20 protein-coding genes, 2 tRNA genes and 1 pseudogene are annotated in these 22,599 nt (G+C 43.1%); 10 read left to right on the top strand and 13 right to left on the bottom strand.

Going from position 1 to position 22,599, the window contains the following annotated elements:
• A pseudogene (locus BLV62_RS28520) lies at positions 1 to 248 on the top strand (hypothetical protein); the annotation flags it as partial.
• A gap of 109 nt (positions 249 to 357) precedes the next feature.
• Here BLV62_RS28520 and BLV62_RS07890 read toward each other — a convergent pair.
• The 4 genes from BLV62_RS07890 to BLV62_RS07875 all read right to left on the bottom strand — a co-directional run bounded on the left by BLV62_RS07890 (position 358) and on the right by BLV62_RS07875 (position 6,736).
• Complete coding sequence (locus BLV62_RS07890) at positions 358 to 1,989, bottom strand: RagB/SusD family nutrient uptake outer membrane protein (protein WP_089760367.1); 1,632 nt, start codon at positions 1,987 to 1,989, stop codon at positions 358 to 360.
• 20 nt (positions 1,990 to 2,009) lie between these two features.
• A complete protein-coding gene (locus tag BLV62_RS07885) occupies positions 2,010 to 4,967 on the bottom strand; it encodes a SusC/RagA family TonB-linked outer membrane protein (RefSeq protein ID WP_089760384.1) in 2,958 nt (985 codons plus the stop codon).
• Positions 4,968 to 5,616: 649 nt separating this feature from the next.
• Positions 5,617 to 5,688, bottom strand: a tRNA-Met gene (locus BLV62_RS07880).
• A 283-nt stretch (positions 5,689 to 5,971) separates the two neighbouring features.
• Positions 5,972 to 6,736: an NIPSNAP family protein gene (locus BLV62_RS07875; protein WP_089760365.1), complete on the bottom strand. Its 765-nt coding sequence runs from the start codon at positions 6,734 to 6,736 to the stop codon at positions 5,972 to 5,974.
• Positions 6,737 to 6,815: 79 nt separating this feature from the next.
• Here BLV62_RS07875 and BLV62_RS07870 point away from each other — a divergent pair, with 79 nt between their 5' ends.
• The 5 genes from BLV62_RS07870 to BLV62_RS07850 all read left to right on the top strand — a co-directional run bounded on the left by BLV62_RS07870 (position 6,816) and on the right by BLV62_RS07850 (position 11,050).
• Positions 6,816 to 7,928, top strand: a complete 1,113-nt coding sequence (locus tag BLV62_RS07870; protein ID WP_089760364.1) for a suppressor of fused domain protein — start codon at positions 6,816 to 6,818, stop codon at positions 7,926 to 7,928.
• A gap of 74 nt (positions 7,929 to 8,002) precedes the next feature.
• On the top strand, positions 8,003 to 8,869 hold the full coding sequence (locus tag BLV62_RS07865) for a TraB/GumN family protein (RefSeq protein ID WP_089760362.1): 867 nt from the start codon (positions 8,003 to 8,005) through the stop codon (positions 8,867 to 8,869).
• Between the two features lie 12 nt (positions 8,870 to 8,881).
• The gene (locus BLV62_RS07860; protein WP_089760360.1) at positions 8,882 to 9,385 is read left to right on the top strand and encodes an RNA polymerase sigma factor; all 504 of its coding nucleotides are present in this window, start codon (positions 8,882 to 8,884) and stop codon (positions 9,383 to 9,385) included.
• The gene (locus BLV62_RS07855) at positions 9,375 to 9,995 is read left to right on the top strand and encodes a hypothetical protein (protein WP_089760358.1); all 621 of its coding nucleotides are present in this window, start codon (positions 9,375 to 9,377) and stop codon (positions 9,993 to 9,995) included. The genes BLV62_RS07860 and BLV62_RS07855 overlap by 11 nt, the downstream gene beginning before the upstream one ends.
• Before the next feature lie 494 nt (positions 9,996 to 10,489).
• Positions 10,490 to 11,050, top strand: coding sequence for a sigma-70 family RNA polymerase sigma factor (locus tag BLV62_RS07850; RefSeq protein ID WP_168927824.1), 561 nt, complete (start codon positions 10,490 to 10,492; stop codon positions 11,048 to 11,050).
• A gap of 37 nt (positions 11,051 to 11,087) precedes the next feature.
• On the opposite strand, the gene BLV62_RS07845 is transcribed toward BLV62_RS07850, so the two are convergent.
• The 5 genes from BLV62_RS07845 to BLV62_RS07825 all read right to left on the bottom strand — a co-directional run bounded on the left by BLV62_RS07845 (position 11,088) and on the right by BLV62_RS07825 (position 16,148).
• Positions 11,088 to 11,573: a hypothetical protein gene (locus tag BLV62_RS07845; protein ID WP_089760354.1), complete on the bottom strand. Its 486-nt coding sequence runs from the start codon at positions 11,571 to 11,573 to the stop codon at positions 11,088 to 11,090.
• A gap of 257 nt (positions 11,574 to 11,830) precedes the next feature.
• On the bottom strand, positions 11,831 to 12,562 hold the full coding sequence (locus BLV62_RS07840) for a DUF4209 domain-containing protein (RefSeq protein ID WP_168927823.1): 732 nt from the start codon (positions 12,560 to 12,562) through the stop codon (positions 11,831 to 11,833).
• On the bottom strand, positions 12,537 to 13,304 hold the full coding sequence (locus BLV62_RS07835; protein WP_089760350.1) for a hypothetical protein: 768 nt from the start codon (positions 13,302 to 13,304) through the stop codon (positions 12,537 to 12,539). Before BLV62_RS07835 ends, BLV62_RS07840 begins: the two co-directional genes overlap by 26 nt.
• 186 nt (positions 13,305 to 13,490) lie before the next feature.
• Positions 13,491 to 13,564 (bottom strand) — tRNA-Met (locus tag BLV62_RS07830).
• Between the two features lie 82 nt (positions 13,565 to 13,646).
• A complete protein-coding gene (locus BLV62_RS07825) occupies positions 13,647 to 16,148 on the bottom strand; it encodes a mechanosensitive ion channel family protein (protein WP_089760349.1) in 2,502 nt (833 codons plus the stop codon).
• Positions 16,149 to 16,313: 165 nt separating this feature from the next.
• Here BLV62_RS07825 and BLV62_RS07820 point away from each other — a divergent pair, with 165 nt between their 5' ends.
• Positions 16,314 to 17,888, top strand: a complete 1,575-nt coding sequence (locus BLV62_RS07820) for a glycerol-3-phosphate dehydrogenase/oxidase (RefSeq protein ID WP_089760347.1) — start codon at positions 16,314 to 16,316, stop codon at positions 17,886 to 17,888.
• Positions 17,889 to 17,925: 37 nt separating this feature from the next.
• On the opposite strand, the gene BLV62_RS07815 is transcribed toward BLV62_RS07820, so the two are convergent.
• The 4 genes from BLV62_RS07815 to BLV62_RS07800 are packed head-to-tail and all read right to left on the bottom strand — an operon-like array spanning position 17,926 to position 20,045.
• Positions 17,926 to 18,501 (bottom strand): nitroreductase family protein, encoded by a 576-nt coding sequence (locus tag BLV62_RS07815; protein WP_089760345.1) that lies wholly within the window; start codon positions 18,499 to 18,501, stop codon positions 17,926 to 17,928.
• Positions 18,501 to 18,947 (bottom strand): acyl-CoA thioesterase, encoded by a 447-nt coding sequence (locus BLV62_RS07810; protein WP_089760343.1) that lies wholly within the window; start codon positions 18,945 to 18,947, stop codon positions 18,501 to 18,503. The genes BLV62_RS07815 and BLV62_RS07810 overlap by 1 nt, the downstream gene beginning before the upstream one ends.
• The gene (gene rdgB, locus BLV62_RS07805) at positions 18,947 to 19,537 is read right to left on the bottom strand and encodes an RdgB/HAM1 family non-canonical purine NTP pyrophosphatase (RefSeq protein ID WP_089760341.1); all 591 of its coding nucleotides are present in this window, start codon (positions 19,535 to 19,537) and stop codon (positions 18,947 to 18,949) included. The genes BLV62_RS07810 and rdgB overlap by 1 nt, the downstream gene beginning before the upstream one ends.
• 10 nt (positions 19,538 to 19,547) lie before the next feature.
• The gene (locus BLV62_RS07800) at positions 19,548 to 20,045 is read right to left on the bottom strand and encodes a hypothetical protein (protein WP_139170005.1); all 498 of its coding nucleotides are present in this window, start codon (positions 20,043 to 20,045) and stop codon (positions 19,548 to 19,550) included.
• 132 nt (positions 20,046 to 20,177) lie between these two features.
• On the opposite strand from BLV62_RS07800, the gene BLV62_RS07795 reads away from it, so the two are divergent.
• The 3 genes from BLV62_RS07795 (at position 20,178) to rpsG (ending at position 22,445) form a co-directional block, all read left to right on the top strand.
• Positions 20,178 to 21,278 carry a branched-chain amino acid aminotransferase gene (locus BLV62_RS07795; RefSeq protein ID WP_089760337.1) on the top strand — a complete coding sequence of 367 codons (1,101 nt, stop codon included), beginning with the start codon at positions 20,178 to 20,180 and terminating at the stop codon, positions 21,276 to 21,278.
• A 288-nt stretch (positions 21,279 to 21,566) separates the two neighbouring features.
• Entirely contained in the window at positions 21,567 to 21,947 is a 381-nt protein-coding gene (gene rpsL, locus BLV62_RS07790) for a 30S ribosomal protein S12 (RefSeq protein WP_012789278.1), read from the top strand.
• A 30-nt stretch (positions 21,948 to 21,977) separates the two neighbouring features.
• The gene (gene rpsG / locus BLV62_RS07785; RefSeq protein WP_089760334.1) at positions 21,978 to 22,445 is read left to right on the top strand and encodes a 30S ribosomal protein S7; all 468 of its coding nucleotides are present in this window, start codon (positions 21,978 to 21,980) and stop codon (positions 22,443 to 22,445) included.
• Positions 22,446 to 22,599 lie beyond the last annotated feature (154 nt).

The raw sequence follows: 22,599 nt of genomic DNA, 5'->3' as shown, positions 1-22,599 counted from the left end.
ATCGTCTGCGCATATGTATCTGGAAGCAATGGAAAACCATCCGTAACCGGTACCGTAATCTTATAAAACTTGGCTTATCAAAGTATTACGCAAGGATGTGGAGCAAAACGAGTATAGGTTACAGCCGTGCGGCTCGTAGTCCGATACTATGCAGAACCCTCACCAACGCATACTTTAGGAAAGAAGGCTATGTCGGATTTTACGAACGCTATTATCTGAAAACAGAAAGTCAGATTAAATTATTCTAACAAACCGCCGTATACCAGACCGGTACGTACGGTGGTGTGAGAGGACAGTGAGGGAAATAATCCCTCACTTCCTACTCGATTTATACGTCACTCTATTTTATCCTCTCAACTAGTAACCCGGATTTTGTTTCAGGTTCGGGTTGATACTTGTTTGTTTGAATGGAATAGCAAACAGTTTATATTTATCTGAAGTTGGCTTGTGATCCCACCAACTTGCAGTAGTGAATTTACCAAAACGGATCAGGTCCTGGCGGCGTTTACCTTCGAAGATAAACTCGCGGCCTCTTTCAGCTAACAACTCATCCATTGTGAGGGTAGTTGTTGTATATGCCTCTTTAGCCCAATCCTCAGGTTTGAATGCACGTTTCTTGCAAGTGTTGATCAGATCTACTGCTTCTTGAGTCGCCTGGCCACCATTTTTCCTCATTAAAGCTTCCGCTTTATTGTAATAAATTTCAGTCAAACGGTATAACATAAAGTCATTGCCCCAGTAATTGGGATCATCTGTTTTGCCTGGCAAATATTTGGCGAAACGGGCTCCGCTATTCTCTTCGCCGCGGGTCATGCCACCCTCGCCAGTTTCACCTTCGGAATTGCGACGGATTTCTTTTACGAAAACCAATGGTTTGCCATTGTATTCTTCGGTTCCTAATACCACAGAGTCAGCTACGCTGGTACGCAGTGCAGGGTCTTTTTTCTGCAGACCGATGAGCATCCATTGTTGCTTACGGAGGTCGTTGTCTTTAAACGCGTCATAAGCAGTAGGGATTACCACGATACCATTGTTACCGTCGCGGTCTGCGTTATAGATCTGGCGTTGACGATAGTGCCAGAAATCGCCCTCCCATCCGAAACGGAAGTTGCCGGAACGGAAATCATAAGCGATTTGGAAAAGACCTTCAGGAGAAGCACTGTTGGTATTGGCAAATGCATTGGTAATGTTTGGCTCCAAAGCAGGGATGGAACCGGAAAGAGAACCGCCGTCGCCAGCGATAATCTTGTTACAATAAGTGATGCAGTCGTCCCAACGGGGAGTGCCTGTCCATTCCTGTGCATTCAGGTAGAGCTCTACCAGCATGGCGTAACCTCCCGCTTTGGTAACACGGCCTACCAGGGATGGAGACAACTTTTGTAGCTGTTCAACGTTGTCTTTTATTTCCTTTTCAATGAATTCAAAAACTTCTTTGCGTGATTTTGTCTCCGGAGTTGCAGGGACACCTACTTCTGTTGTTATAGGAATGTTTCCATACAGGTCCATCAACTTCAGGTAATGCCAGGCACGTAAAACCTTAGTCTCTGCTATGATACTGGCTTTATCTTCATTGGTCATACCAATACTTGGAAAATCAAGACCCTCAAGATCTTTAATGGTTGCATTACAGAATCCCATGCCCCAGAACATCAATCTCCAAGGATTCCAGCAGTTATCATCGTTGGCGATCCATTGGTGGTTGTGCAGGCGAATCCAGTTACCGCCGTCGTAGCCGTGGCGACCTTTCTGAGGCCACGCTAGTTGGTCAGCCGACAGTTCTGATACCCTCCAATAGCCAAGCTGGCCGGTAGGAGCAGCCCATGCATTTGCATGGGTAAATGGGCGCAGAACCGCCGAAAGGACTTCTTCTTTGTTATGATAGAAATTGTCTTTAGTGACTTCGCTATATGGTTTCTCGTCGAGCTTAGTGCAGGCACTCATTCCAAGTGCCATCAGAGCTGCGCCGATATATACGTTACGTTTTTTCATTTTCTTAGTTTTTGCTGCTTTTAGAATCCGATGTTCAGACCAATGGTATAAGAACGGGTACGTGGATAAAATCCTCTGTTATCGATACCAGAATCAAGAGCGGTATCTTGCAGTTCAGGATCTAAACCACTGTAACCGGTAATAGTCGCAATATTGCGTCCGGTGGCGTATAAACGCAGATTCTTAATGTATTTGGTTTTCAGGTGGAAGTTATAACCTAAGGTTATGTTATCCAGCTTTACAAAATCGCCTTTCTCGAGGTAATAGTCAGAATATGCAGGAGCGTCATTCAACTGTGCATCTCTGCCAAGAACATAGTTCAGCATATTGTTCGGTGACCATTTTTTGCTACCGAAATACATTTCCTGCAGATTCAGGATTTTAAAGCCGAATTTGCCACGGAAGAATACTGACAGGTCCCAGTTTTTATAACGGAAAGTATTGCTCCATGATGCCAGGTATTTAGGAATACCGGTTCCTATAACAGTTTTATCATCTTCATTGATCTGGTCAGTACCTACAACGGAACCATCCTTTTTATAGAATAACCATTTACCATTGTCTCTTGGATCAGCCTGATTTTGAGTAAAGCCAGCAAAGCGGTAGCCATAGAATGTTCCAAGCGGGCCTCCTTCTACTACACGGATAGCCATGCCCAGATTGCCTGGAGATGGCAGATCACCATAAAACTGTTGAGTCGCTTTATAAACATCATTAGAGAATGAGATCACGCGGTTCTTCTGGAAGGTAAAGGTCACATCACTATTCCAGCTGAAATCCTTGATTTTAACAGGAACAGTGTTTAACACTATTTCCACACCATTGTTGGATAAGGTACCTACGTTGGTATAGATTCTATCAAGAACAAGAGATGGAAGCGGCGCTGAATAGTCAAATAACAAGTCTTCTGTTCTACGTTTATAAACATCTATAGAGCCGCCTAACCTGTTATTGAGGATAGACCAATCGAGGCCTATGTTAAACTCTTTTTTTCTTTCCCATCTCAAATCTGGGTTAGGATTTTTTTCAGGGCCATAAGTTTGGATCCATTTACCATTTTGCAGATACGCACCACCAGTGCTCATAGTGATCAGTGACTTATAGTTTGGAATACCCTGGTTTCCTGTAACGCCATAACCTGCACGTAATTTCAGGTGATTGATCACATTAATATCTTCCATAAAAGATTCTTTGGAAATTACCCAACCGGCAGATACTGAAGGGAAATTACCCCATTTATAATTTGCACCAAAGCGGGAAGAACCTTCATGACGCAGGATGGCCTGGAACATATACTTCTGTTGATAGTTATAGTTCAACCTGCCAAAGAAAGCGATCAGGATATTGTCTTCTTTGCGGCTATTCATTGAAGGACGTGGAAGTTTTGGATCGTTGAGCGCATTACCTGCGTCAATTCTCCAGTCCTCAAATGCGTCGGTCAGGAAGCCGTTATTGCTCATATCATAGGTTTCCCAGGTGCTATATTGATAGCTATACCCACCCATGATATTGAAAGTATGATCAGAAATTTTTTTGGTATAGTCAACGGTGGTTTCAAAGGTCCGGTTTTTTTCAGATCTGTTGGCTTTACGTGCATAGCCGCCACCTTGGTAATCGCGTACGGAAGAGAGAGACGCTTTGCTGCGATATTCGCGGTCATTCCATTCATCGCTTACAATAGCCCCGAACGCAGAGATCTTCAGATCGTTGATAGGCTCTAAAGTCAAACGCAGGTCGCCGGAGGAAGTCTTCTGATCTCTCCAGTTCTGTTCCTGCAGTAAACGCGCCAGGGGGTTATAGTTATTGAACCCGTTCGTTTCAATATATTTTCCATTGGCATCAGTAACGGGAGCAGTAGGGTTGCGTTGAACAGCTTGTTCAAAGTCGCCGTCTCTACCGCCATTCATATTTGCTTTATTGAAATTGGTAGCCAGGTTTAATTGTAAGGAAAGTTTGCCTTGTAAACCGGTTTGGTTTATATTAATTCTTCCTCCATATTGCTGACGACCGTTTTGGATGGCAATGCCGTTGGCGTCGTTGTAATAAATGGATGCGCGGTAGTTGGTGTTAGCGGTTCCTCCAGAAGCGGCAAAATTATGATAGTGGCTCAGGTTATTCTTGTCCAACAACATATTGTACATATCAACATTTGCGCCCTGGTTGTTGTTTTCGCCGGCTATTTTCACATAATCGGCAGCGCTTAATATACCGGGTTTTTTGGCTACTGCTTCGCGTTGAACATAAGTTGAGTAGGTAAATAACGGTTCTCCTGCTTTTCCCTTTTTAGTAGTGATCAGGATCACGCCGTTATTACCCCTTGTACCGTAGATAGCTGCCGCCGCACCATCTTTCAATACGTCAAAAGACGCGATATCGTCTTGTTGTAACAGGTCCAGGTTGCCGCCAGGGATACCATCAATAACAATCAATGGCTCCATGTCACCGGTCATAGAGGTAATACCCCTGATCTGGATAGAAGCACTACTGTTAGGGTTGTTGCCGGACGTACGTGTAACTGTCAAACCCGCTACTTTACCCTGTACCAGGTCCATCGGTGAACGGGCGCCTCCCTGGTTAAAGCTTTCAGCTTTAACGGTGGCAACGGAAGTTGTTACCTCGTTTCTTTTCTGAGTACCATAACCAATTACCACCACATCCTGCAATGATTTGACAGAAGGCTTCAGCACTACATTGGAAGCTGCATTTGCAGGAACTTCTTTGGAATCATAGCCGATAAAGCTAAATACCAGGACAGCATTCTCAGGAGCGGTCAGGCTGAAAGTACCATCAGGCTTGGAAATAGTACCTGTGGAAGTGTTTTTCACTTGGACAGATACACCAGGGATAGGTGTTTTGGTCTCCGCATCCGTTACTTTTCCGGATACTTGTTTGCCTTGCGAAAAGGCAAAAAGCGAGAGGAGCATCAGAACTGTGCTGGCAAAACAGGTCTGCGCCCAAAACGTGGATCGTTTGTGCATATTCATTAATTGAAGTTGGTTAATAAATGTTTAAAAGCCCGCTACTGATGTAAAGAAAATCGATTTAGCATTAGTGGCAAAGGCAATTGTGATTTAGAGTGTTTTTTAGTTTTGATTTAAAGTATTTGATTTAGTTCGCAAAAATCCAACGATACTCTATTCCAACGTCTGTGGACTACAAGCTAAAAGCAGCATAAGCAATATGTCAACGCTATGGCGTTTTATCTAATTATAAGCAATATCGATTTTGCATAGCACAAAAAAATGCTCAGGCTCATTTTCCTGTTGTTGGATAATTTCTAATGTTTGAATGACATTGTCTGGCTTCCTTCTTCATAAGTCAATTCTAAATAGCTATTTTCTAATATTATTACAAATAATTAAAAAATCGATTTAGCAGCATTGATTAAAAAAAAGATTCCTAAAAATCTTCTTCATGAAAAAATAACAAGTGGCGTTTGCCTTTGAGGATTAAAAGTAGTATTTATTTGCTTTAAATGAAACCATTTTTAACAATTTTTTTATAGAGAAGTTTTAAACGCTCGGAAATACTGCTGAAAGCGCTTAACTGGTAAGGGAAACAAAGGAAAGAGATACCATGCATAAACGAAAAATTCCGAAGTGAAGCACTTCGGAATTTTTCGTTTTGTAGCGAGGAGCGGATTCGAACCACTGACCTTCGGGTTATGAGCCCGACGAGCTACCTCTGCTCTACCTCGCAATGTGGTTGCAAATGTAGGTAATAATTCAACACTACAAAACTTAATAAAAAATTTTTTTCGCGGAAGATACCGATCTGAGGCTGGTTTGAAGTGTGCGTATCTCTTGAAATCCTTTGCAGTAAAGGGTTGTATGAATCGTGATTTGTGGATAACTCTTGCCGGGGAAATACTTTTTTTTCGTTTAAGCTTGCTGCTAACTGCCAATATTTCAATTTATTACAAAGAAAAAAGCCTTCAGGATTCCCCGAACCCTGAAGACTTTTTTCAACCCCATCCCAACAATTAATAATCTGAATAGTCGGTCGGCTGCAGGAAAAGGATATCCGCTTTCGAAACGTTATGACTGTATTCCTCTTTCGCCGATAACTGCTTCCATTGAGGATCGTCGCTGAACGATTTCCAATGTGCATCCCGGTCCGCCTTATTGTTAAAGGTGGTCATATACATCAGGTTGGGCATCCGGGAACCCGAGATCACAGATGCATAAAATACCGCATTAAAGCCTAAACGCTTAAAAATTCCGATCTCATCTCCCGTATTAAACATTTTTACTTTATTCATATGGTATTTTTCGGAAGGACTTTCATAGCTCCTTAATTCATACACCCTCTCCGCTCTCGCTCCCTGCAACGCAGGTGTTGCCATAGCGGGCATACCAGGGAAAGCCTGCAAAATAATTGACTCGATCCGGCTATAAGGCGGCATATTCCAGGCGGCATTAATGTAACTTTGTCCATCCTTTAAGAACTGCGCATCCTGGTAAAACTGGTTATCTAAACCAGCTAACTGCTCCAGCTTCTGAAACGGGAACATAACATACACCCGGAGATCCGCCGTATCTTTTGTAACAGGTTTAAATACGCCTACCTGTTTGATACCCATACGGTGCAGCGCCGGCAGGTAACTTTTTTCCAGGTACCGATCCAATTGTTGTTCCTGTTGCGCGTCCTTTAAATGATAGATCTTAATCTGATAAAACTGGCGATCCTTCGCCAAAAGAGAAACAGAACTTAATAAAAGTGCCAGTAAAAAGGTGGAATATCTCATATGAAGTAATTTACAAGCGTGAAAAATACGCTGAATAAATCAGGATTTTTTGCCGATCATAAAATTATGAACTAATAAAATGGAACCAGAAGTACTACTCGAAGTATCAAACAGCAGAAGAACACTGATAGCGGTGGTAGAGCAGGACGACAGAACCGCCTATTTCTATATCTTCCCATCCGAACTCCTTAATACAAAATATTCGCCTCGCCCATGCTGGTTGCGAAACCTTCAGCCCGCACCCGAAAAAAGAGATATCGCGGCTATGAAAGAAGGCCTGGCCCCCATGCTGGAAGCCCGGTTCTGTAATCACCCCGCCGGCAAACCTCCTTTAAACGCTGAAAAACTCCAGGTTGTATGGACAGAAGAGGAAGACGGAGCAGCCGTCTTATATGAAGGCGAGATATTGGGAGTGATCCCCGGATGGACCCTCTACAGCGACGAACAGAACGTAGCCTATGCAGCCGATTGTATAGGCGCCGGCGAAAAAGACCAGTTGATGCCATTAGGACCCGTTGGAAAAAATGCCATGTACGGTAAAATCGCCGCAGCTAAGGAGTTCTGGGAAGAATGGAGCAGCGAAACCAGCCAGGCCTGGGGCCCGCTGCAGGAACGGTACCTGAAATCCTACGAAGCTGCGTTTGGCCCCCTGCAAAAATATTACGCTATAGATGGCGGTCAATGGCCGCCGATGGGATTGGCAAGGTTCGAGAAAGACGACGTGGTCTATTTCCTGACACTCGGCGTAGGTATACGACCAATGCCCTGGGTTGAGCTGTGGTACAACGACAGGGCCCCGAATTTCAGGAGAATGGAGCTGGCAATGGCTATAAAGAAATCTGATTTTACCGAGGCAGAGATGATGTCAATGGCCGGACTGATCTCCGGAGTAGCCGACAGACCCTGGAAATTGCTTACCTGGTTGGGAGAGGGGCATACCATCCTGTCGCAGGAGCTGCCCAAACCCTTTGAAAGTGTAATAGTTACCAAGGGCGCTGGAAACAGCCCCGCAGTAGAGATGCCGGTGGTATATGGAGATCCGGTGAACCTCTATTGGATGTTGCCCATAACCCAACTGGAAAGAGCGTATGCACACCACATGCCCGATGCCGGATCTTTGTTGATAAACAAGCTGGCAGAGAACGACATATATTATATGGCCACCAAAAGACCGGAGCTTTCTTTTGAGTAGCTGGAAAAAAGTAAAAAAAAGTTGTAACGAAATGAATAGTGCGGATACTAATACTATAAATAAAACATTTAAGGATGAAAAACATAACTTGTATTGTAGCCGCATTATTCTCTCTACTATTTGTTGGCCATTCAGGGTTTGCTCAAAAACTGCCACAGGAGAAAGCGCTTTTATGGCAGATCTCAGGTAAGGAATTAAGTAAACCTTCCTATATATATGGCACTATCCATATGATTTGCTCCGAGGATTTCTTTATGCCCGACAACCTGAAAAATGCCCTCAGGAACAGCGATCAGCTGGTAATTGAGGCGAACATTGTGGCCCCGGATTTACAGGAAAGAGCTGCAAAAATGACTGCCATTACTACCCCTTTAAGTCAACAGTTCTCGGCCGCCGACTATCATACAGTTGATTCCATTTTACAGGCTAATTTCAAAATGCCGTTGAAAGCCTTCGAATATATCCAGCCCGTTGTTTTGTTATCTTTAGCCGCTCAGAAATCATTTAACTGTGCAAACCCCGCCAGTTACGAAATAACATTAGCACAAATGGCTAATCAACAGCAGAAAAAAATTGCCTGGCTGGAAGAATTGGAAGAACAAATGGATTACCTGGTGAAATCTTATAGTAACGACCAGGTTATAGCACAGCTTAAATTGATAGATAAAGACAAAGACCAGACAGCCAGGATGGTAGCGCTTTATAAGCAACAGGACATTGGGGCGCTTTATAAGGAAATTGTATCAGCAGACCACATGGATGCTAATGCAATCCACTGGTTGCTGGAGGTAAGGAATAACAACTGGGTTAATAAGATGCCCGAAATGATGAAGAACAATAGTTGCGTTTTTGCAGTTGGAACTGCCCATTTGTTTGGAGAGCTTGGAATTATTTACCAGCTTAGGAAAAAAGGTTATACCATTACTCCTGTTTTAAACTAAACTTCCTCAGTTTTGAAAAGCAAAGAAAAAGAATTTCTTGCCTTGATAACATCTAATAAAGGGATCATCCGCAAGGTATCCAGAACCTACATGGATACCCCGGACGACCAGGCAGACCTGGAGCAGGAGATCATCTACCAGTTATGGAAATCGTTCGATTCTTTTCAGCAGCAAAGCAGCTTTTCAACCTGGATGTATAGAGTGGCACTGAACACGGCATTGGTATTTTTTAAGAAAGACCGGAGAAAGATAATTGTGCAGGAAGAACCGCCTCCGGATATGCCTTCAGACGAAAACCCCACCGCAGTAAAGGAGTTGCAATTGGCGCATTTTTATCGTGCTGTTCAAAAACTGGAAAGAATAGAAAAAGCATTGGTGTTATTGCATCTCGAAAATTATTCGCATAAGGAGATAGGAGAGAACCTGGGGATTTCCGAAGGCAACGCAAGAATTAAACTCAGTAGGGCAAAAGAAAAATTAAAAACATTAATTAAACAACAAGGCTATGAATTTTGACGATATAAAAGATGCGTGGAACAATGACGAGGAAAATGAGAAGTTGCGTGTTCCAGCCAGCATTGATCAGTTAAAAAGCGCTCAGTTGCCGGTAGAAAAACTGAGAAGAGGAATGAAGGGAGAGATGTATGTGCAGCTGTTCAGCCTGTTAATCATAGGATTAGTTCCTCAAATCATCTTTCTAAGCCCGGTGTTTGTCGTTCCGTTTTATACGCTATACGTGGCCATGTTGGGAGTATCTGCATACTACTTTTTTAAATTGTACGTGTTTTATAAAAGCAGCGGCGCAGTAACGCTAACCTCCAAAGAAAGCTTATATGAATTGTATTATGAAGCACGGCTGAGTATTGAAATGTATAAATCATACACCTATGTGCTTTGCCCGTTTGGCCTGGTTATGGGCGCGTTGTTGATCTTAAGCCATAGAGGCGCCGCTCTTACGAACCTATATGATTTTGCGGTGGCCAATGAACAAGTAGCGTTAATATTATCGGCTTCGCTGGTGACTTCATTATTTTCCGTGTTCCTGGTAACTGAATACTGGACAAAGAGCAGTTATGGTAAATACATCCGGCAGATTAAATCTGTGCTGGATGAAATAAAAGAATAATCCAAAAGGTCGGTAAATATACCGGCCTTTTTTTTACGATTTTCTTATTAAGGAGAGATTTTTTACCAGCTACAAAATTGAAAGTATCAGTAAAAATGTTTTCTTGTTTGGATGGCGGAATAAAATTTTCTGTTGATGATTCTATTTTTTTTAACCCGATAAACTGGCTCTCAAAATGCCCCTGATTAAGTAACCATATGGTTACGTTTCCTAAAAATTTTACACCCCCAATTGATTGTGAAACTAGCCATGGTATTGGTTTTTTATGTTTTGTAAAAAGCGCTGATTAACGACCTGTTAACAAAAACTCATAGCCTCAGAACTTAATTTTAAACCAGAATTCTAGGAAAAATTCATAAAAAACCGAATCAATTAGCCACCGTTTGCAAACAGTCACTAACAACAGTGAGAAATTAACAACTAACAGTTAGATAGCATAAATGTAACTCGAACAAGAACTTTTTTCCAACCACTCTCCTAAAACGGAAATGAGAATGCAACAAAACATCCAGGACTCTATCCTCTTGAAATTGTTAAAAGAGGGTAATTCAGAGGCCTTTACAACCGTGTACAAGAAATACCGCCGACTACTTATGGCAACCGCTGTAGAAATGCTTAAAGACAGGGACAAGGCGCAGGATCTGCTACAGGAATTTTTCATGGATTTTTGGCAGAAGAAATTATTCCTGAAGATTGATGCGCGATACCAGAACCGGGATGGTGATACAATTATGAAAAATTATTTGTTCATGTGTATCAGGAACCGGTGTCTGAACGTATTGGCAAGGCAGAAGATCTTCTCCAACGACATTCCTGATGAAGCATTTATTCCAAAAGATCCGCTTGAAAGCAAAGAGATCTATTTCTATGTGAATAAAGCGCTCACCGGTAAAGTGCCTCCTAAATCATCTACAGCGTTTCGATTAAGACATTACGACCAGAAAAGCCACAAGGAAATAGCCGCCGAAATGAATATCAGTATTCAAACCGTAAAGAATCAAATAGGAACCGCTGTAAAAATTTTAAGAGGTCATTTTAGTCCAGCCATCTTGTAGTCATCCATCACCCGCGTATTTTTACCTATCATCTTATTTAACCGCAGCTTATTTGTTGGTACGCCAACACAGGCTTCGCGGTCTTTCCCAATTCGGCCAATTTGCGTTTATCCTCCGGCGACAGGTAACTATCAACGTTGGGGCGATACCCGTGCAGAAAATCTATATTATACCCCACTGGATGGCGAACGGCAGTTGGCCGGGAAACGGCTGCCAGTATCTCTCTTCCTTCCTCAGACAGGGGTATTATATTTGCCTCAGCCCCATTGGCTGCTTTATCTTTTTCTTCTGTAGGTTGGGCAGGTACTTTTGCCAAACGGTAGAGCATTGCCCGCGTCCTACCCGACGTTGTAACAACCCCTTGGTGTACGAGCTTCTCCAATCGCCTCAATAATGTACGCGGCTCCAGGTCTAAACCTGTTGCTTTTTTAATAGTCTCAATGGAAGCCCCATCCTTGAATTTTTCAAGGGCTTTGCGGATCACTTCCATTTCCTGATCTATCGCTTCTTGACTAGCTCTCATTGCGACACATAATCTATAATAGTTATAACAGGAATTTAAGCGAATATACCGTTTTAATGTCGTAATGTCAATTATTGCGTCATAAAAGTGTGATTTAGTGTCCTAAAGTGTTATTTAATGTCTTAATAAACGGTTCAAGGATTTGCAATAATGATTTTCACCACCACTAAAGCTGTTGAGGGATATAGCTATAGCGTTAGATGTTAGTATTTGCGAATTGCTCATCGATCCTAAGAAGGAGAAGAAGTAGATATAATTTATGCCTCGGAATCATTAATACCTGTTAGGTCATATTTGGTTAGCCTAAAAAGTACTAGCAATAGCAGTATTGCCATTGTTTTTGTATAGTGTTTACGTTTGATGAAACTATGAGCTATGTCATTTCGTAGGTTCCAACCACAGCTTGTCAACAAGTATTTTATCAAACATATATCTTCAGGGATAATTATTGAGTTAATACGTTCCTCTCTTAATAGATCGTCCAGTAACATTTCATAGGTGCCATTATTGGTATTTTTGGTTACAGGAATTTTGGCTAATCTTGCTATTATCCTAATGATTCCTTCAATCTTTAAGGCTAGAGAATCAATGGCAAGTTGATAGGTGGGTATATGTTTTTCATCCTGAACACTGTGTTCAAACTGTATTAAGAGAAACTCTATTCCGGCGCCGACGAATTCCATCATCGAAAAACCATCTCGTTCATCTTTAGAGTCCAATTCGGCCAAAGACTTGGAAAACCAAGTGCTATTAAAATAGGAGAGAACCTCATCACAGTTCATTCTATTCTTTTTAATTCCGGCAATGAAGAGTCGCTCTATTAGTGGAATAGTGAATGACTGCAAGTGTATCGATAGAGTCCTGAATTTCTCATAAGTACTGCGTTCCCGTTTTGATAAGCTATTACCATTGGTATTCTTGTCAAATAACACAATATTGAATGGAGGAAGTAACGATTTGTTACTAGAAGACAATTGATCTGTATTCATTTTCCCCCAATAATTCATATACTTGATATGGTTTGAGGGCTTCTTTCTGTACTAGTCTGAGGCAATTTTGCAGAATCAAATTGTTTGTAAAGTAATCGTTCGTTTTCCAGTTCAGTCGACCCAATATATAGGAGGTCATACCCTTGTAATCATCTTTAGAGAACAAAGAAGAATCCAATATAATGTTGAAAGCCACGTTTAACCATACTAGCGGCACATTTGGAGCATAGAATAAATCTAAAAGGAACTGTTTGAATTCTTTGCGTTTGTCTTTCAGTGCTAAAGACAGGTTATGTACGGTTGGAAGGACTTTGATATAAGTACGGAAGCCTTCATTGGTATAATTTTTTAATAATTTATCAAGTAGAATTTTGTAGTGATCGAAGGCTGTATGTCCGTATCCAGAGTGTTTCTTTTTTAGCCACAATAAGTGGGCGTACCTAATTTTTAGAAGCGATTCAGTTGTGTTATAACGCTCTTCAATGTAGTTCCATTCCTGTTCATCAAATACTGATATGTCAGTGATAATTTTTGCATTCTGCATTTTGTCAATCACTTCCTTTACAGGATTCAATAGACCGTCTTTCAAATAGAATGTTGAACACTTGATTTCTGTTCCTAGGCTTTCACGATCTTGTTCTTGTAGGTTATCCGATTTTATACTCGCCAATTGTCTATGTAGCTCTGTATTATGCAGGTCTGCATTTTCAAGCAAATCCTTGAAAGAAAGATTTTCGCTCATTTTGGAGGTCGTTTAGCTAACGGTAAATTAAAATATTTAGGTGGGCTGGGAGAGTAGCCTTCTTAAATTGTGGATAAAAGTAGGTGGTAAGTAGGTATTAGAGTTATTCGATCAACAAACCGACCACCCTGTCAAAATGAAAAGCCGCAAACCCTTCATAGTAAAAGATTTGCGGCTTGTTTCCTGTAGCGAGATCGGGAGTTGAACCCGAGACCTTTGGGTTATGAATCCAACGCTCTAACCACCTGAGCTACCTCGCCATATTTCCCGCTGTTGTTCCAAAACGGGAGTGCAAAGATAACGGCTATTAAATGAAAATTCAAAATGTTTTTATAAAAAAATTTATGCCTCCGGCGCCGGACCCTTTTTACCTAACCGGTCAAGCAACGACTCATCCAGGGATCTGATATGCAAATCCCGCTGTGGGTAAGGGATTTCAATACCAGCTTTATTCAGGGCATCATATATAAATGCCAGTGCCTCACTTTGTTGCGACCCGGCATAGTCCAGGTCCGACACCCAAAAATATACCTTGAAATTAATGGCATTATCCCCGAAATCAGACAACTGTGCCAATGGAGCCGGTATGCTCATAATCTCCTTTTTACCCACAAAAGCAGATTGAATGATATCTATCACCTGCTTAATGTCTGAGCCATAAGCTACGCTTATCGTAAACGTTACCCGCTTGTTCCTGTTGGTCCGGGTCCAGTTTACCAATTGCTGAGAAATCAGATCTCCATTGGGAACTATCACCTCGGAACCATCGTACAAACTGATCTTGCTCGAACGGATACCCACTTCTTTCACAACACCTGATCTTGGCCCTATTTCTATTACATCTCCCACTTCTATAGGCTTCTCAAATGCCAGTATAACCCCCGAAACCAGGTTATTCACAATATTCTGTAAACCAAATCCAATACCTACGCCCAACGCCCCGATCACAATTGTTAATTTATCCATCGGGATACCCGACGCAGCAAACGCAATGAGCACGCCGCCAGCCAATACCGCCAGCCGTAAAAGCAGAAGGGCCGACCCCAGCTTGGTTTTCTTGTTGGCATTCTGCCCCGTGTTTCCAAACATATAGGCAATCAGCTGTGATGCAACCGTGGATATCCAGATAACAACTACAAAAATGATAACGCTGCTCAACGTAAAATCTGAAGTGCCGATCTTATGACGTTCCTGCAACCTTGCAGAAATGAAATCATATATACTATCATAGAGATAAAGATTCCGGGAAACTATGATCAACCAGCCAACAACCGAAAGTATACTTAAAAAGGTCTTTAGCTTTCTTTGTACGTCCTGGAAATCCATGAACGATATAAAACTGCTGGAATCCTTGTTGGCTTCTACCTGGAGAAATACAGCTTCCATAATGATCTGCACAAGCACGTACAGGCTTACCGCCATCAGCATATTTACAATAGCGCTGGTACCCATCACCTTAGCCGTACCAACGATCGATAATAAAACCAAAAGCACTGAAAGCATGCAGGTCCCTATAAACAACCGGATAAGCGGCCGTGCAAACTTAGGCTGGATATAAGTAGTAGTGCCGGATTCCTTTAACATCCGGTAACCAAGGATAATTCCCAAGATCGCAGCTATCAGTAACGCCCACTGCTCCGCATAGGTAACTTCAATGATCAGGTTGGCCAGGCAGTAAAATGCCAGCAAACAAAGAGCGAAACACCAGGAGCGATACATCGTTTTGGGCAACTGTTGCCTGAAAATCACCGTGAGCGCCAGTACATTGATCGCCCAGGTAATCTCCGTGAACAAGGTCGGGTAACGGATTGATAAAACAGCCGACAGTGTCGATATCAACACTACCGCACTGGCTATCGGGAACCGGTATACGTATTTGGAATGCTGCAATATCGTTTCCGCTTCCTGCTCCGGATGTTTGTTCTTAATCCGGCGTATGTTGTTGAAGATCCACCAGAGGAACAAAGATGCTATCAGTATCCATACAAGGAATATAGGCCATTGTATAGAAAAGAAGATGGCCAGTACCTTGGTGTTCTTATTGATAGAATTTTTTAAAACAGGAAAGAATTCAAGTGGATTGATACTGTCTTTATGCGGACGCCAAAGGTAGCGGTAATCTCTCACAAACATATGCCGGGAGTACTGGTTCAGCCTGTATTCCATGTCTTCGTACAGGTTGGATGTTTCTATATACCGGTTGGCTACCTTATTCTGCAATAACCCCATTCTGATCAGGTTAATACTGTTGGCGCTATCCACTCCCCGGTATTTAAGCACCATGTTCGTAACCTGGCCCAGGTAAAATCCATAAAGTTCATCTTCCGACGGTATATTCCGCATGGCGGTATCGCGCCGCAGGGAATGTAAGGTGTCGTTGATTGCAACAAGTTTGTTATAGTAAGAAAAAAGGGTGGATTGCCAGTTGTCCAGCTTCCGCTGAAGCTGTTCCAGCATTACTTTATTGGTGTATATATCATTGATATTGGGAGTGCGGCCCAAACTGGCGATGTTGCGTTTTACAAGCGCCAGCGAGGTGTCTGCAACCGGAATGCCTTCGCTGATCCCCAGGGTATCAAATCCTCTCCGCAATGTGCTCATTAAGTCGTTCATCAGCAGGGTATAACTCTCTATCCGGTTGATCAGGATGGCTACGGCAGTATCAGATTTTCTCACCTTGGTAGTGTCTTTTGCTAACGCGGCGATGTTTTTGCTGATAGTTGCACTATCAATAGCCACCAGGTGCAATGTGTCCTGCTTTTTTTTCCGTTGCTGGGCATTAACGGTATTACCGTGTAATAAGGGTAATAAAAAAGCAATGACTATGGTAATGTATATTTTCATAATTCCGTAAAATGTGATCCTTTCCCATTCTATAACGGGAACTCCTACTGGAACATTTTTTATGCCTAAAAGTTCCCGGTTTGAGAACTTTTGGGTCGTTTGTCCGTTAACTTTTGGGGACCAATGCCCAACTGTAATTTATACAAAGTTGATCAACGATTTTTTATGAACAGAGAAATGCTTGTCTCTTCCTTGCGGAAGGATCTGCAACCCTGGGATGTTATCGTAATAGGGGGTGGGGCTACCGGTTTGGGCGCCGCACTGGAAGCGACGACCAGGGGATACCGTACCTTGCTGCTGGAACAGGTTGATTTTGCAAAATCAACTTCCAGTAAAAGTACAAAACTGGTGCATGGCGGCGTACGTTATCTGGCGCAGGGCGACGTTTCTCTGGTCAGGGAAGCCAGTATAGAAAGAGGCCGGCTTTCTGCCAATGCTCCACACCTGGTCAGGAACCTTGCCTTTGTAATACCTACTTTCAGCTGGTGGGAGAACCTGAAATATACCATTGGTCTTAAACTCTACGATTGGCTGGCCGGTCGCCTAAGCCTGGGAAGATCTCTACATATTTCAAGAACTGAAGCGCTGAACAGGCTGTCTACCCTGCAGCAAAATAAACTCTCGGGTGGCGTACTGTATCACGACGGGCAGTTCGATGACAGCCGCCTCGCCATTAACCTTGCTCAAACAATTTCAGAGAAAGGCGGAGTAGCGCTTAATTACATGAAAGTAGTGGGCCTCAGTAAAGACGAAAATGGTAAACTAAGCGGAGTAACGGTAAGAGATATTTTAAATGGAGGAGAAGATGATATCCATCTGAATGCCACGGCTATCATAAATGCTACCGGTGTTTTTGCCGATGATATACTGGAGATGGATAACCCGGCCGCTCCCAGGTCTATAGCTGCCAGCCAGGGAGTGCACCTGGTGGTGGACCGCGAATTCCTGCCGGGACATGATGCACTCATGATCCCGCAAACAAGCGATGGACGGGTATTGTTTATGGTGCCCTGGCACGATAAGGTGGTAATAGGTACTACAGATACTCCTGTCAACCATATCAGTCTTGATCCGCATCCACTGGAAAAGGAAATTAAATTTATCCTGGATACCGCTGCCCAATACCTGGCAAAGGCCCCGAAAAGAGAAGACGTAAAAAGCCTATGGGCTGGTTTGCGGCCTTTAGCCGCAGCCAAGGCAGAAGGACATAAAACCAAAGAAATATCGCGCAGCCATAAGATCATCGTTTCCAGGTCGCAGTTACTCACTATTATCGGTGGAAAATGGACCACTTATCGTCGTATGGCCGCTGATGTGATAAATAAGATGGAAGAAGTGTTGCGCTGGAAATCGACCACCTCACCCACCGAACATTTACGGGTCCATGGTGCTATGGAGGTAGACTGGCAGGATCCCTGGTACTTTTATGGTACTGATGCAGCTCATATCCGCCGGCTCATTGAAAAGAACCCTCAAATGAACCAGGAGTTGAGCGCCAGGTACCATATTGTGAAAGCCCAGGTGGTTTGGGCTGTAAGAGAAGAAATGGCCAGGAATATTGAAGATTTTCTGGCCCGGAGAGTACGGCTCCTCTTCCTCGATGCCAGGGAAGCGATCCGTATTGCTCCCGCCGTGGCAAGAATTATGGCGGAAGAACTACATAAAGATGAGCATTGGGTTGCTACCCAGATCAGTTCATTCGAAGCAGAAGCTAAAGGATACCTGCTGGATGTAGAATAGGTCGGATGTAGCGACTGGCGCTACATCCGGAGAGTACTTACATCCATTTAAACTTTTCGGCCTGGGGTTTAAGGCGACGTCCAGCCTGAACCGGTTCGCTGGTATAACCCAGGTAAAGGAATCCCAGCACCTGGTCTTCTTCCCCTAATCCCAGGTAGTCGTGCATCGCAGGGTGATAGGTCATGCCTCCTGATCCCCAGTAGGAAGCCAGGCCCCTTGCAGTGGCCCCTAACAATATGTTCTCTGTTGCACAGGCAACAGCGGCAATTTCTTCCAGTACCGGGATTTTAGGATTGTTCCCCCTCTTTACACAAATGGCAATAACATGGGAAGCCAGGTCGCCCTGGTGTTTCAGCTTCTCATAATTGCCGCTTAAGAATTTATCCGCAGGAGTTTGAGCACGGTACAATTCTGCATGATCATTGCAAAACTGCTGCACCTTTTCCCCGCTGAAAATTACATAGTACCAGGGTTCTGTATATCCATGAGTAGGCGCCCAGTCGGCCAGTTGCAACAATTCCCCGATGGTTTCGTTGTCAATTTTCTGCCCGTTCATATTGGTAGGCTTAACCGTTCTGCGCGAAATAATTACTTCATCAATTGTTGTTGCCATTATTCTATTTTTCCGGTTTCTAATCTGTTTTTCAGGTCAGGCGATAACCTGGCCAGTTTATGGGTGTTGTAATCAAAACATAACATACCCGTCTTGGCTTCTGCTATCAGTACAACCTGTTCGTTTCTCGTGCTCGTGATCCTGTAAAAAAGGTCAAATCCGAATCCGCTGAAATCTCCTGCCGCTACTTCAATTTTAAACACATCTCCATGAAATCCTTCTCCTTTGTACGTGATCGCCACATCAGCCATGATCAGCCCTTGTCCCGTCGCTTTATCCAGTTCCATAGAGCCAATACTGGCAAGGAATTGAATACGTACTTCGTGAAGGATGCTTAAGATCGCATCGTTGCCCACATGTCCGCCATAGTTCACATCCTGGATGCGTACAGGAATAGTGGTGCTAAAAGGAAAGTTTGCCGGTAGATCTATTTTTACTCTGCCCATTATTTTTGTTGCTCGTTATATGATTGAAGGAAGGCTGCAAATGCCTGGAATGCTTTGGCTCTGTGGCTGTACTGATTCTTTTCGGCCATATCCATTTCCGCAAATGAGCGCGTTGCGCCTGTGGGAATGAAAATCGGATCATAGCCGAAGCCTTTGCTGCCATGTATGGAAGTTGAGATAGTACCTTCGCACACGCCTTCGAACTGGTATTCTTTATTATCCAGGATTAGCGAGATAACTGTGCGGAATTGAGCCTGGCGATCCGATTTGCCTTCCATTTCCCGCAGTACTTTGGCAATATTATCTGCCGGTTCTTTCTGTTCTCCTGCATACCTGGCCGACAGTACGCCTGGTGCGCCGTTGAGGGCGCTGATCTCCAGTCCTGTATCTTCTGCAAAACAATTTTCGTTGGTCATCCGGTGAATGGTGCTGGATTTTTCAGTGGCATTTGCTTCCAGCGTATCGTGAGGTTCGGGGATGTCTATGTCAATTCCCGCTTCCTGCAGGGTGATGATCTCGAACTGGTTTCCTACTAATGATCTGAATTCCTTTACTTTATTCTGGTTATTGGTAGCAAAAATTAGCTTCATAATATATTTATCAAATACCTAGTAATTGTTTTAGTCCATTCCATAACCTGGCCTTCAATGCCTTGTCTGCCCCGATCTCCACCAGGCTGTCCGAGAAGATAAGCGTTGTATTATTTACTGCAACCAGTTGATAAGTTGGGATATCTGTTAGCCCGATCTGCTCTGGAGAAATGCCGAAACAGACCGCCTGCCTGATGTTGATGGCTTTTTGCCAGTCAGAAAATTCCAGGCCGGGGTAGTGAGCAATATTAATTAATGAAACATCCTGCATGCTTAGTTTACAAGCATTTAATATATTTGTGAGCAGGTTAAATAATTCTTCATTTAAATATGCTTCGTTTTCATTTTTGATGAAGATGGCGATGTTTTTTTGATTTTCACCTAAATATTTGACCTGGGGCACTACTTTTTCCGTTGCGGCAGCAGCTGGTCTTTCGCCCGGAATGATAGGCTGAGTAAAGATTTTCGCTAAAAAGTACGGATCCAGATCTATTTGCTCCAGTGACATATTTATCATTATTTAATTTAATATAAACGATCCTTCTGGGGAAAAATCAGTTTATTTGCAGTTAGCTGTTCCACACGGAAACCAGTCGACCACGTTAATTATGTAAAAGTATTGAGATAAAATTGATTAACCATGATAGTAGATAAATCTACCGCCAAGGAAGAGGCGCTGAAGAAGATAAAGGTTACCAAAGCCACACAAAGCAAATTGAGCGAAGTAGACTTTAATAATCTGGCCTTCGGAAAAATATATGCCGACCACATGCTGGTGGCTGATTATAGTAATGGTCAATGGACTAATGCTGAGATTATACCTTTTCAGAATTTGTCTGTAAGTCCAACCAATGCTGCCTGGCATTACGGACAGGCGATCTTTGAGGGAATTAAGGCATATAAAGACCCTGCAGGTCATCCGATGATCTTCAGGCCTTACGATAATTTCAGGCGCTTTAATAAATCGGCAGAAAGAATGGGTATGCCGGATGTTCCTGAATGGCTGTTCATCGGTGGTCTTGATATGCTGATCGATGTAGACCGCGACTGGATCCCTACCACTACCGGTAGCTCATTATATTTACGTCCTTTCATGATCGCGGCGGATGAGTATATCGGCGTACGTCCTTCCGAAACGTATAAGTTCATGATCATCAACTCTCCATCTGGCCCATATTTCAATAAGCCTATTAAACTGCTGGTACAGGATAAATTTGTAAGAGCGTTTCCTGGCGGGGTAGGCTTTGCAAAGGCTGCCGGTAACTACGGCGGTACTATGTATCCTACCATGGTGGCTAAGAACAAAGGATATGATCAGATACTGTGGGTAGATGGTTTTGAGCATAAATACCTGCAGGAATGCGGTACCATGAACGTTTTTGTGGTGATCGGCAATACTGCTGTCACTCCGGACCTGGAGCAGGGCACCATCCTGGAAGGGGTTACCCGTTCCAGCGTAATGGATGTACTGTCGGATATGGGATTGAAAGTAGAAGAGAGGGAGATTTCGATAGATGAGATCATTGAAGCTAATAAAGCCGGTACCCTGAGAGAAATTTTCGGTACGGGAACTGCGGCCAGCGTTGCATATGTAGAAGAACTGGATTATAAAGATATCCAGATCCGCCTGGATTCTTCCAAATATACTGTTGGTGCAGAAGTGATCGCCCGCCTGGATGCTATCAGAACAGGAAAAGCGGAAGATCCGCGCAACTGGAACTACCAGATTGATAAACAATAGTCTATATACAATATTATATATAGGAGAAAACAAGGTCGAAAAATGGCCTTGTTTTTTTTATTGTTCTTAATCCGGGAAATCATACCTTTGCAAACCGGATTTTGGTCGCCCTGCTAGGTAGTTATTTTCTACACCCCTTTAGTAGCGGTATATTTAATACCCGTCCGGCAAAAATATTTACGAAACAATTTTGTTATTCACACATATAGTTTTACCTTTGCCGTCCCAAAATCTCTTTATGGGAATTTGGATGTCATTGTAAACCGACATAAAAAAACTAGGTAAAGAATGCCTACTATACAACAATTAGTAAGAAAAGGAAGAGAAATTATCCGGGCTAAGTCTAAGTCCAGGGCATTAGATAGCTGCCCTCAGCGTCGTGGCGTTTGTACTCGTGTATACACTACCACGCCTAAGAAACCAAACTCTGCTTTACGTAAAGTAGCGAAGGTTCGTTTAACCAATAAAGTTGAGGTGATTGCCTATATCCCTGGTGAAGGTCACAACCTGCAGGAACACTCCATCGTACTGATCCGTGGTGGTAGGGTAAAAGATTTACCAGGTGTTCGTTACCACATCGTTCGCGGTTCTTTGGATACTGCTGGTGTGAAAGACAGAAAGCAGAGCCGTTCCAAATATGGTACTAAAAAGGAAAAGGCTAAGAAATAATTAATTAAATAGTCGTAATTTTTTCAATAAATGAGAAAGCAAGCTGCAAAAAAATTACCTCTGGCTCCAGATCCAAGGTTTAATGACAAGCTGGTTACCCGCTTTGTTAATAACGTAATGGAACAAGGAAAAAAGAGCGTTGCCTATAAAATTTTCTACGATGCGGTGGATAAAGTAAGCCAAATGACCGGTGAAAACGGTTACGAGGTTTGGAAAAAAGCATTAGCTAACGTAACTCCAGGTGTAGAAGTAAGAAGCCGCCGTATCGGTGGTGCTACCTTCCAGATCCCTACTGAAGTACGTCCTGACAGAAAGATCTCCCTGAGCATCAAATGGTTAGTTCGTTACGCTGGCGATAGAAACGGTAAGAGCATGGCAGATAAGCTGGCAAACGAAATCGTTGCAGCAAGCAAAGGTGAAGGCGCAGCATTCAAGAAGAAAGAAGATACTCACCGTATGGCTGAAGCTAACAAAGCTTTCTCCCACTTCAGAGTTTAGTAGTCGCCCCCCGGGGCAAACTCAATATATTTGGCGAACAGTTCTGTTATCGGAACTGTTCGCTTTTTTGTGCCTGGAAGCGAGTGGAATACCTGGTTGCTAAAATTCTCGTTGTTTCGTTAGTTGACTAATAGTGCTCCTTTGATAATGAATA

The sequence above is a fragment of the Chitinophaga terrae (ex Kim and Jung 2007) genome (assembly GCF_900107795.1).
Taxonomy (GTDB): Bacteria; Bacteroidota; Bacteroidia; order Chitinophagales; family Chitinophagaceae; genus Chitinophaga; species Chitinophaga terrae.
The sequence above is the reverse complement of the archived record's forward strand: the minus strand, read 5'-3'. Positions and strand labels throughout refer to the sequence as shown.